Origin of the sequence: Brevibacterium renqingii (genome assembly GCF_017808095.1) — a bacterium.
Classification (GTDB): Bacteria; Actinomycetota; Actinomycetes; order Actinomycetales; family Brevibacteriaceae; genus Brevibacterium; species Brevibacterium renqingii.
Window position 1 is genome coordinate 16393 of record NZ_JADBHG010000014.1, and the last position, 10891, is coordinate 27283.

Below are 10891 nucleotides of genomic sequence, written 5' to 3' on the forward strand. Positions count from 1 at the left end.
GACGCTCAGCCCCACTGTATCCAGGTGGTCTTGAAGTCTGAGTAGTTCTCCAGCGCGTGCACGGACAGATCGCGTCCGAAGCCGGACTGCTTGAATCCGCCGAAGGGCGTGGTGAAGCCCAGAGCGTCGACGGTGTTGACCGAGACAGTACCGGCGACCAGGCGCGCGGACACACGGTGCGCCCGGGCCATGCTTCCCGTCCACAAGGCTGCGGCCAGTCCGTACGGGGTCTCATTCGCCTTCGCGATCGCCTCCTCCTCGGTGTCGAAGGGCGTGACGAGGGCGACGGGTCCGAAGATCTCGTGGCTGTGGAGACGGTGGTCTGCCGGCAGATCAGTGACGATCGTCGGCTCGACGAAGGTGCGGCGGCCGTTGATGGCCGGACGGTTGCCACCCTGGACGATGGTGCCGTCGGCCCGGGCCTGTTCGATACATTCCCACACCTCGTCGGCGTGCCGGTCGGACACGAGGGAGCCGATCGCGGTGTTCGGGTCGAGCGGGTCGCCGGGCTGGAAGTTCTCGGCCGCGTCCTCGAGAAGGTGGACGAATTCCTCATAGACGGAGCGTTCGACGAAGATCCGCGAGGTGGCCGAGCAGACCTCTCCCTGGTTGTAGAAGATGCCGAACGCCGCCTTCCGTGCCGCGGCAGCGAGGTCATCGGTGTCGGCGAAGACGACGTTCGCGCTCTTGCCTCCGGCTTCGAGGGCCAAACGCTTCATATTGGACTCCCCGGCATAGACCTGGAGCTGCTTGGCGACCTCGGTGGACCCGGTGAAACCGAGCATGTCGACATCCATGTGCCGGCCCAATGCCGTACCGACGACCGACCCGCGACCGGGAACGACATTGAGGATGCCCGCGGGCAACCCCACCTCGGCGGCGATCTCGGCCAGCAACAGGACCGAATGCGATGCCTCGACCGGCGGTTTGACGACCAGCGCATTGCCGGCCGCCAGCGCGGGCGCAATCTTCCACGTCGCGATCTCCAGCGGATAGTTCCACGGCACGATGACGCCTATGACCCCGAGGGGTTCGCGGGTGACGAGCGCCGTCGACCCGACAGGAGTCACGGGTATCTCGTCACTGAGCTTCTCGATCGCCTCCCCGTAGAAGCGGAACAGGGCCGCGGCCCCCGGGGCATCGATCGTCGAGGACTCTCCGATCGGTTTGCCCATGTCCAGGGTGTCGAGGAGGGCGAATTCGTCGGACCGGGCTTCGATGAGATCGGCCAGGCGCAGCAGCACCTCACGCCGGTGAGTCGCCGAGGCGCGCGACCAGTCGCCGGCGTCGAACGCGGCGCGAGCGCTCGCCACCGCCGCATCGACATCGGACCCGTCACCGAGGTGGAGCTGCGAGATCACCTCACCGGTGGCCGGATTCGTCTTCGCATGGGTCTGTCCAGAGCGGGCATCGACTCGTCGCCCGTCGATGACGGGGCGTCCGTCTATGGTCAGTGCCGCCGCTGCGGCCTGCCACTCGGCCAGGGTGGCAGGCCGGGTCGTGGTGTCGGTCAGGGTCGCGGTCATGGAAGGTCTCCTTAAAGTGTGGTGCGGAAAGCGGCTGGGCAGTGACAGCGGTCAGCGGTCGCTGGAGGGTTCGACGGGCGAGGAGCTGGGGCACTCGGCAGGGGCGGCCGCCTCGGCGACCGAGGTTGTCGGCGACTCCTCGAGGTCGTCGGTGCGCAGCAGGTCGATCCCGCGGCTCTCCGGCAGAGAAGCGACGGTGACGATGCCGATGACGCCGACGACGGCGAGGAACCAGCCGGGGCTCAAGGTGCTGCCCGTGGAATCGATGAGCCAAGTGAGGATATAGGGCGCGGTGCCTGCGAAGAGCGCGGCGGTCAGTGCATAGGCGATGGACAGGCCAGTCTGCCTCGTTCGGGTCGGGAAGAGTTCGACGACAGTGGCGGCATGCGTGCCGAGGATGATCGCGAGGATGAAGGCGAGACCGAAGGTGGAGACGAACGACGCCCATGGGTAGTCGGCGCCCATGAGCAGGAACAGCGGCGCCGAGAGCACCGTGAGTGCAATGGCCGCGGTCATGAGCACAGGCTTGCGCCCGAACCGGTCCGAGGCGAGGCCCGCCAGCGGGACGATGATGAGGCCGAGCGCCGAGGCCAGGGTCGACAGCAGCGCCGCCCGCCCGGGCTCGATGCCGATCGCCGTCTCCTGATAGGTCAGCAGGTAGACGAGGACGACGTAGAAGGTGACGTTCATGAAGGTCTCCATCCCGCAGGTCTGGAGGAACTGTTTGGGATTGCGTTTGAACACCTCGCGCAGGGGCGCCTCGGCGACGGTCTCCATCTTCTGCAGCGCCTCGAATTCCGGGGTGTCCTCGATCTTCCGACGGATGTAGAGGCCGATGAAGCCCAAGGGCACGGTGATGAGGAACGGGATCCTCCAGCCCCAGGCGCTCACCTGGTCGGGCGTCAGCGCCTGGTTGAGGAGGAAGACGACGAAGGAGGCCAAGAGGAATCCGGCCAGGGAGCCCACCTCGAGCCAGCTGCAGCCGAAGCCGCGACGCTTCGGCGGAGAGAACTCTCCGAGGAACGCTGCCGCGCTGCCGAACTCACCGCCGGCGGCCAGACCCTGCACGATGCGGGTGACGATGAGGAGGATCGGGGCGAGCACTCCGATGGTTCCGTACGTCGGGAGCACACCGAGCACGAGCGTCGACAGTGCCATGGCGAGAATGACCAGCGACAGGGTGTGCTTGCGGCCGAGCTTATCGCCGAGGCGGCCGAAGATGATCGCGCCGATTGGTCGGACGAGGAACGAGACGGCGAAGACCGCGAATGTGGCGAGCAGCCCCGCGGTGCTGTCCTCCTTGGGGAAGAAGATCGCTGCGATCGTCGTAGCCATATAGGCGTAGACAGCCCAGTCGAACCAGTGGACGAGAACGCCGATGGAGCCGGCGACCACGCTCTTGCGCAGACCCTTCTGATAGGCCAGCCCCTGGGCGGCCTGTGTGTCACCTGACATGTCCGAATCCTCCTTTGGAATCGTGGTGCGCTGAGTGAGTGCGCTCAGGCTCGTTGGACGCTCACGTCTGCAGCGGTCCAAGCCAGAGCGGTGGCGCCGTCGATGAGGGCGTGTTCGGCCAGGTCGCCGACACAGGACTCGGCGAACGCCGCCTGATGGTTGCTCGCCTCGCCGCCGACGCCGATATAGGGGTGAATGGCGTCGACGATCTGGGAGACGTTGCCCATGTCCGTCGAGGCGCGGTTCATCGTCGCGGCGACGGGGTCGACGTCGAAGTCCCGGCCCAGCGCCACAGCATTGGCCCGGTAGGCATCGAGTGCGTCCTCATCGGTGCGCATCTCCGAGTAGCGGCGGCTCTCCGGGGTGATGGACAGTTCGGCACCGGTGGCCAGGGCTCCGGCCTCGAAGCAGTTGGTGACCTTCTGTTCGAGGGCCAGCAGCTCCTCCATCGTCTCGGCGCGCACGTACCAGCGGCCCTCGGTCTTGGCCGGGATCGCATTCGGGGCCTCACCGCCGTTCGTCATCACTCCGTGCACCCTGGCAGTTTTCGGCAGCTGCTGGCGGAGCAAGCCGAGGGCCACCTGGGCGACGAGGAAGGCGTCATTGGCGTTGATGCCGCGCTCGGGATAGGCGGCGGCATGGGCGGCGCGGCCGGTGTATTCGACGTGCCAGTGGGTGACGGCGAACGGTTCGGCCTCTGCGACGTCGACGGGGGCCGGATGGGCCATGAGTGCGAAATCGAGTTCGGTGAACGCGCCGCGGTCGAGCAGTTCGATCTTGCCGCCGCCGCCCTCTTCGGCCGGGGTGCCGATGACCTCGACCGTGATGCCGAGCTCCGCGGCCACCTCGGCGAGGCCGATCGCCCCGCCCACGCTCATCGCAGCGATCAGGTTGTGACCGCAGGCATGGCCGAGGCCCGGCAGGGCATCGTACTCGGCGAGGAAGCCGATGGTGAACTCGCCCGATCCGAAGGTGGCGCGGAAGGCGGTCTCGAGCCCGAGATAGGGCTGTTCGACGGTGAAGCCGTGCTCGGTCAGGACACCGGCGACGGCAGCTGAGGAACGGAACTCCTGCCAACCGAGTTCGGGATCATCGTGGAGGGAATTCGACAGTTCGACCAGGCGCGGGGCCACCTGCCCGATGCGGGTCTGCACCCGCGCCTTGTGAGCCTCGGTCGCAGCGACCTCCTCGGTGTCCGGGGCGGCGCCGGGCGCTGGACGGTTCATCGGTCGTCTCCGGGTACCCCGTAGGAGGGCGAGGCGGCCGGATCGAGGCCGCGGGTGATGTAGTCGTCTCGCTGCGGCATCCAGATTTCGAGGAGGCGACCCAGCTGTCCGATGGGGTCCTCATCGGCCCAGTCGACACGGAGGTCGGTGACCCTCCAGCCGGAGCCGTTGACTACCGACAGGCCGGCCGAATGGACGGGCCCGGCCTCACCGCCGGCGGCCATGGCGGCTTCGAACGCGGCGAAGAGACGCTCCTCGAGGCGGCCAGCCACCGACAGCGCGGTCTCGACGAAGGCGTCGAGAACCGTCAGGTCGGCGAGCATATTGCCCCCGGCCACGGCATTGGTCTCGGTGCGGGCGCCGAAGATGCCGAGCGCCTGGGCGCCGGAGTGTGCGGCGGTGTTCCCGGCTGCGTCGATGACGAGCAGCTGCCGGTAGTCGATCGCGGTCGGATCAGCGGCGGCGACGACGGTGTCGAGAGCCGCCTGCGCGTTCCCGCCGACGGCCATCTCATCGAGGATCGACCGGCCGAGGCGGGGGTCGGTGATGTTCTGGGAGTTCACTCCGCCGACACCGTCGGCGAGATTGATGCAGCGGGCGGCGACGGCTGGCGAGGACGAGGAGATCGCGGAACCGAACTCCCCGGTCTCGGGATCGTGGAGGAGGAGGGAGAAAGTCACTGGGCCACCTCGGCGGGGGTGTTCGCGGCGAACGAGTCGCTGATGACGGCGGTGGCGTCGATCTCGACGAGCCACTCGGGACGAGCCAGAGCCTGGACGACGATGCCGGTCGAGACAGGGAAGACTCCCTTGAGCCACTTGCCCATCGTGCGGTAGACGTCCTCGCGGTAGCGGGGGTCGATGATGTAGACGGTGACCTTGACGATGTCGGCGAGGCTGCTGCCGGCCTCATCGAGGAGCATCGCGATGTTCGCCATCGCCTTCTCGGTCTGCGCAGTGACATCGCCGATGCCCACCGACTCCCTGGTCTCGAGATCCTGGCCGATCTGCCCGCGCAGGTAGACGACGCCGCCAGCGACCACGGCCTGGCAGAGGTCGTTGTCGAGATTCTGCTCCGGATAGGTGTCCTTGGTATTGAACATTCTCAGGCGTGTGTGCGTCGGCTCTGCCATGGCGGCGTCTCCTCGTCGAGTGAAGCGGTCGTTGTCTGCACCCATTCTCGAGACATTCCTTTCATCTGTGAAATAGTTATAATTTAGACAGAGCATCTACAAAACAGATTCTTCATCGCAGGGAGCCCGCAATGGTGCAGAGATTCTCGATCACGCTCACTCAGCTGTCGTACTTCGCCGAATGCGCGAAGACGCTGAACATGACCGAGGCCAGCCAGGAGCTCCATATCGCGCAGTCGGCGGTGTCGACGGCGATCAACCAGCTGGAGAAGGCTCTCGGCGCCCCGCTGTTCGTGCGCCAGCATTCGAAGGGTCTCGTGCTCACCTCGGCTGGCGAGAGCCTGCTCCACGAGACCCGGGAGATCTTCGGTCGGATCACGGACGCCGTCGATTCGATTCAGGCCGGGCAGCGCGAGGTGCGCGGAACCATCGTCATCGCCTGCTTCCAGACGATCGCGCCCTTCCTGCTGCCGCAGCTGCTCCAGCGGCTGGGTGAGCGCCATCCCGAGCTGAACGTCGAGGTCGTCGAAGGTGACCACGAGGAGAGCATCGATGCGCTGCGCAGCGGTCGGGTCGAACTCGCGCTCAACTATGATCTCACCGAATCCGACGGGATCCGCGCCGAGATCGTCGGTGAGGCCCGACCGCACGTCATCGTCGGCACCGACCACCGCCTGGCGAGGCGAAAGAAGGTCTCGCTGAGCGAGCTCGCCGAGGACTCGTTCGTCGTCCTCGATCTGCCCGACAGTCGCGAGTACTTCCTCAACATGCTGCGCCTGGCCGGGATCACCCCGCATGTGCGCTACCGCAGCTCGAGCTACGAGACCGTGCGCTCGATGGTCGCCATGGGCCTCGGGTTCTCCATTCTCAACCAGAGGCCGCGGATCCGGCAGACCTACACGGGGGAGCGGACGACGATCCTCGAGATCTCCGATCCTGTGCCGACCCTGCATGTGGCCGTGTCGACCCTGGCCCGTTCCGGGCAGACGGCGAAGGGGACGGCCGTGAGAGACGTTGTCCGCGAGATCCTCGCCGAGGTGGCTCCCGAGTAGGGCGGAAAGCGCTTCGGAGGCGCTCTGAGCAATCAGCCCAAAAGTGCTATTCGGGTGGACCGAAGACGGCTCGAGCGATACCTCGAAGTGATCAATATTTGATGGTTGCATCTATTCATGTGATGCAGTGGACCGTGAAGAACTATTGGCAATGCCACTTCCACCTGCGGTTTGCTGGAGGGCGTCAGGGCAACGTTGAAGTTGTGCCCGCCAGCAATGAAGCACATGCCGCAGCAACGCGGCACCGACGGAAGGGTGTCCATGTCGAACACAGCCGCAGAACTGACCGAAGTCGTCGTCATCGGCGGAGGCCAGGCCGGGATCGCGATGAGTGAGCACCTCAGTGATAGGGGAGTGGCCCATGTCGTCCTCGAGAAGGACCGCGTCGCCGAAGCGTGGCGCTCGCGCCGGTGGGATTCCCTCGTCGCCAATGGGCCGGCCTGGCACGATCGCTTCCCCACGCAGGAGTTTGCTCATACCGATCCCGACGGCTTCGCCACTAAGGGGCAAGTCGCCGACTACTTCCAGACGCTCGTCGAAGCCAAGAACCTGCCGGTACGCACCGGGGTCAGCGCCACCTCGGTGACGGAGAACGCGGGATCCCGCGGGTTCCGCGTGACCACCGACACCGGAGTCATCGACGCCGACTATGTCGTCGCCGCCACCGGTCCGTTCCAGACCCCGCGGATTCCTGACATCATCCCTGTTGAAGCGGGTCTGACGCAGATCCACTCGAATTCCTATAAGAACCCCGAACAGCTCGACGAGGGTGGTGTCCTCGTCGTCGGCGCTGGGTCGTCGGGCGTGCAGATCGCCGCCGAGATCCAGCGCTCGGGTCGACCGGTCCACCTCGCAGTCGGCCCCCATGACCGTCCGCCGCGCTCCTACCGCAACCGCGACTTTTGCTGGTGGCTCGGGGTGTTGGGCAAGTGGGACATGGCTACTCCTCCGGCCGGTGCCGAGCATGTCACTATCGCCGTCAGCGGGGCTCAGGGCGGACACACTGTGGACTTCCGCGACCTCGCGGACTCGGGCATCACTCTACTCGGCCGGGCGAATGCCTATTCCGATGGAAAGCTGCACATCGGAGCCGATCTGCAGAGGAACATTGCGCGGGGAGACGAGAACTACCTGTCGCTGCTGAGTGAGGCCGACGAGTACGTCGAACGCAATGGGCTCGACCTGCCCTCGGAGCCCGAGGCGCACGTCCTCGGCCCCGATCCGGAATGTGTCAGCGACCCGCTCCTCGAACTCGACCTCGCTGCCGCGGGCATCCGCACCGTAATCTGGGCGACCGGGTTCGGTGTCGACTACTCCTGGCTAGATGTTCCGGGCGTGCTCGACGAACGAGGATACCCAGTGCAGCAGCGGGGAGTGACTCCGGTTCCGGGCATGTACTTTCTCGGGCTGCCCTGGCTCTCCCGACGGGGCTCGAGCTTCATCTGGGGCGTGTGGCACGACGCGAAGTACCTCGCGGACCAGATCGGCATCCAACGGATGTACCGCGACTACGTCCCGGTGGGCGCTCCGCTCGCAACGGCAGCGTCCTGACCCGCTCACTCGCCTGCTTCTGGAATGTGAGACCCTGAAATCACTATGACTGAGTCGAATGCTTCCGCATCATCCACCGCTTCCACTCCTCTGACCGCTCAAGGTTCACCCACTCGCACCGAGACCGATTCGATCGGCAGCCTCGAGATCCCCGATACCGCCTATTGGGGAGTGCACACGGCTCGTGCCAATGAGAACTTCCCCATCGCTCGTCGCCCCATTTCCGTCTACCCGGACTTCGTGCGCGCCTTCGCCTGCGTCAAGCAGGCTGCGGCTCGAGCGAATGCCGAGATCGGGGCGCTCGACGACCAGCGGGCGAACCTCATCGATGCCGCGTGCGAGGAGATCAAGGCCGGCAAGCTGCATGACCAGTTCGCCGTCGGCGTCGTCCAGGGCGGGGCCGGAACGTCGACGAACATGAACGCCAACGAGGTGATCACCAATCGTGCCCTCGAGATCGCCGGTCGGCCGAAGGGCGATTACACGTTCATCCACCCCAACGACCATACGAACCACAGTCAGTCGACGAACGACACCTATCCGACCGCGATCAAGATCGCCCTCGCGTTCTCCCTGAAGAACCTGCTGGCAGAACTCACGCTCCTCGCCGATTCCTTCGCCGCCAAGGGCCGCGAATTCGCCCACATCGTCAAGGTCGGACGCACCCAGATGCAGGATGCGGTTCCGATGACTCTGGGCCAGGAATTCAACGCCTTCGCCACTACCCTGCGCGAGGACGTGCAGCGTCTGGAAGAGGCCGTCGCCCTCCTCGGCGAGGTCAATATGGGTGCGACCGCGATCGGGACGTCGATCAATGCCCCGGTCGGATACAAGGAAGCGGTCATCAAGCACCTGCGCGAGATCACCGGGCTCGATCTCGTCACCGCCGGCGACCTCGTCGAATCCACCTCGGACACCGGTGTCTTCATCACCTTCTCCGGTGCGCTCAAGCGCAGCGCGCTGAAGATGTCGAAGATCGCCAATGACCTGCGGCTGCTGTCCTCGGGTCCGCAGGCCGGCCTCGGCGAGATCAATCTGCCGGCCCGTCAGGCCGGATCGTCGATCATGCCCGGCAAGGTCAACCCGGTCATTCCCGAGTCGGTCTCCCAGGTCGCATACTCCGTGGCCGGCGCCGATGTCACCGTGTCCATGGCTGTCGAAGCCGGGCAGCTGCAGCTCAACGCCTTCGAACCGATCATCGCCCACTCTCTGTTCCAGTCGATCACGTGGCTCGAGCGGGCCTGCCAGACCTTCCGCATCAACTGCGTCAACGGCATCACCGCCAACGAGGATCGACTCGACGACATCGTCGACCGCTCGGTCACCGTGATTACCGCCCTTGCTCCGGTCATCGGGTACGCATCCGCGGCGAAGCTGGCCAAGGAGGCGCTGGCGAGGAACGAATCGGTTGCCGATCTCGTCGTCGAGCACGGACTGCTCGAACGTGATCAGCTCGGTGAGATCCTCAGCCCCGAACGTCTGACCGGAATGCCGGCTGACGACAGCGTGGACAACTCGGCAACCAGCTCCGAGGCGGTTCCCCGCGACGAGATGACCGGAGAGCTCCCGGTGGTGGCCGACCCGGAGGGGTGAGAGTCATCAGGAGGCGGCACCGTTCGGAGCGCAAGATTGCTCCGGACGATGCCGCTTTCTTCTGTATTCATTGCGGACTTGCGTCGACAGCCACCTCATAACCGCTTGAGCACCCAGACGGACCGAAGTCAGGCTACAGTTTGGTTCAAGTCAACTACTGGTGATGTTCGAGTTTGGAGTGACAATGGAGTTCGAAGAGCGGCTGTCCGCATTGGCGGCAAAAGTGCAGAATCAGCGTGATGCCATCCAGACGGAGGAGGCGACGAAGAACGCGTTTGTCATGCCCTTCATCTCCACGATTCTCGGATATGACATCTTCAATCCGCTCGAGGTCGTGCCGGAATTCACCGCCGATGTCGGGACCAAGCGCAATGAGAAGGTCGACTACGCGATCATGCGTGAGGGTGAGGTTCGGATCCTCATCGAATGCAAGAAGTCGACGGAGCCGCTTCGGATAGAACATGCCTCACAGCTGTTTCGGTATTTCTCCGTCACGAATGCGCGTATCGCGATCTTGACGAATGGTGAAGTCTATAATTTCTACACCGATCTGGACGCGCCGAATAAGATGGACGATCGTCCGTTCCTGGTCCTGGACCTCAATGAGATCGATGAGACTCTTCTGCCGGAGCTGCGCAAGCTGTCGAAGGAGGTCTTCGACCTCGATTCGGTGATCAACGCAGCGGAAGAGCTCAAATACGTCGGGGCGATCAAGCGTGAGATCGCCGCGCAGTTCAAAGAACCGGACGAGGGGTTCGTGCGCCTCTTCACCAGCCGCGTCTACGACGGCCGCTTCACGCAAGATGCGAAAGCGCAGTTCACGGAGTTGGTCGCGAAGGCAGCAAAGCAATACCTCAACGAGCGGGTGAACGATCGATTGAAGACAGCTTTGGGCACGTCCAGCTCCTCTCCATTGGAGCGTGCGCCTGAGGCTGACGCAGTCACGAGTGAACAGGCAGTCGAATCCGATCTCGACCGTGATACGGAGATCGTCACGACACTGGAGGAACTCGAGGGATATCAGATCGTCAAGGCGATCAGCTGCAGCGAGGTGAAGCCCGAGCGGATTGCGCAGCGGGATGCGAAATCGTATTTCGCGGTGCTCCTGGACGACAACAACCGGAAGCCTATCGCGCGACTTCATTTCAACGGGAAGAGGCAGAAGTACCTGGGCCTATTCGATGAGGACAAAGTCGAGACCAGGCACCCGATCGAGGGGCTGGAAGAGATCTACCTGCATGCGGAAGGCATCCGGGAATCCGTGAAACGCTACATCGGCTAGGTGTACTTCCTCGACACGTTGTGAACGGTAGTTGAAACACAACGAAGACCTCCGATACCGATATGGGTAACCAC

Annotated in this window: 9 protein-coding genes; 4 read left to right on the plus strand and 5 right to left on the minus strand. The window is 64.5% G+C overall.

All coding sequences use genetic code 11. From position 1 onward, the window contains the following. Window positions 1–5 precede the first annotated feature (5 nt). From IIE29_RS16450 to IIE29_RS16470, 5 genes are read right to left on the minus strand one after another with little or no spacing between them, the layout of a single operon-like run. A complete protein-coding gene (locus IIE29_RS16450; RefSeq protein WP_209326375.1) occupies window positions 6–1526 on the minus strand; it encodes an aldehyde dehydrogenase family protein in 1521 nt (506 codons plus the stop codon). Window positions 1527–1577: 51 nt separating this feature from the next. Then, window positions 1578–2981: an MFS transporter gene (locus tag IIE29_RS16455; protein ID WP_209326376.1), complete on the minus strand. Its 1404-nt coding sequence runs from the start codon at window positions 2979–2981 to the stop codon at window positions 1578–1580. Window positions 2982–3025: 44 nt separating this feature from the next. Then, complete coding sequence (locus IIE29_RS16460; RefSeq protein WP_209326377.1) at window positions 3026–4207, minus strand: M20 family metallopeptidase; 1182 nt, start codon at window positions 4205–4207, stop codon at window positions 3026–3028. Then, complete coding sequence (locus IIE29_RS16465) at window positions 4204–4887, minus strand: DUF1028 domain-containing protein (protein WP_209326378.1); 684 nt, start codon at window positions 4885–4887, stop codon at window positions 4204–4206. Before IIE29_RS16465 ends, IIE29_RS16460 begins: the two co-directional genes overlap by 4 nt. Beyond that, window positions 4884–5339 (minus strand): RidA family protein, encoded by a 456-nt coding sequence (locus tag IIE29_RS16470; RefSeq protein ID WP_209326379.1) that lies wholly within the window; start codon window positions 5337–5339, stop codon window positions 4884–4886. Before IIE29_RS16470 ends, IIE29_RS16465 begins: the two co-directional genes overlap by 4 nt. Window positions 5340–5470: 131 nt before the next feature. On the opposite strand from IIE29_RS16470, the gene IIE29_RS16475 reads away from it, so the two are divergent. From IIE29_RS16475 to IIE29_RS16490, 4 genes are all read left to right on the plus strand, one after another. Then, window positions 5471–6391 (plus strand): LysR substrate-binding domain-containing protein, encoded by a 921-nt coding sequence (locus IIE29_RS16475; protein ID WP_209326380.1) that lies wholly within the window; start codon window positions 5471–5473, stop codon window positions 6389–6391. A gap of 261 nt (window positions 6392–6652) precedes the next feature. Beyond that, window positions 6653–7942, plus strand: coding sequence for a flavin-containing monooxygenase (locus tag IIE29_RS16480; RefSeq protein WP_209326381.1), 1290 nt, complete (start codon window positions 6653–6655; stop codon window positions 7940–7942). Between the two features lie 45 nt (window positions 7943–7987). Then, window positions 7988–9535 carry an aspartate ammonia-lyase gene (locus IIE29_RS16485; protein ID WP_209326382.1) on the plus strand — a complete coding sequence of 516 codons (1548 nt, stop codon included), beginning with the start codon at window positions 7988–7990 and terminating at the stop codon, window positions 9533–9535. A gap of 184 nt (window positions 9536–9719) precedes the next feature. Next, on the plus strand, window positions 9720–10817 hold the full coding sequence (locus tag IIE29_RS16490; protein WP_209326383.1) for a type I restriction endonuclease: 1098 nt from the start codon (window positions 9720–9722) through the stop codon (window positions 10815–10817). Window positions 10818–10891: the final 74 nt, after the last annotated feature.

What these genes read in the sequence shown, in the direction of transcription:
- IIE29_RS16450 (WP_209326375.1), bottom strand. Translation starts at nt 1,526, where the DNA reads ATGACCGCGACCCTGACCGACACCACGACCCGGCCTGCCACCCTGGCC.
- IIE29_RS16455 (WP_209326376.1), bottom strand. Translation starts at nt 2,981, where the DNA reads ATGTCAGGTGACACACAGGCCGCCCAGGGGCTGGCCTATCAGAAGGGT.
- IIE29_RS16460 (WP_209326377.1), bottom strand. Translation starts at nt 4,207, where the DNA reads ATGAACCGTCCAGCGCCCGGCGCCGCCCCGGACACCGAGGAGGTCGCT.
- IIE29_RS16470 (WP_209326379.1), bottom strand. Translation starts at nt 5,339, where the DNA reads ATGGCAGAGCCGACGCACACACGCCTGAGAATGTTCAATACCAAGGAC.
- IIE29_RS16475 (WP_209326380.1), top strand. Translation starts at nt 5,471, where the DNA reads ATGGTGCAGAGATTCTCGATCACGCTCACTCAGCTGTCGTACTTCGCC.
- IIE29_RS16480 (WP_209326381.1), top strand. Translation starts at nt 6,653, where the DNA reads ATGTCGAACACAGCCGCAGAACTGACCGAAGTCGTCGTCATCGGCGGA.
- IIE29_RS16485 (WP_209326382.1), top strand. Translation starts at nt 7,988, where the DNA reads ATGACTGAGTCGAATGCTTCCGCATCATCCACCGCTTCCACTCCTCTG.
- IIE29_RS16490 (WP_209326383.1), top strand. Translation starts at nt 9,720, where the DNA reads ATGGAGTTCGAAGAGCGGCTGTCCGCATTGGCGGCAAAAGTGCAGAAT.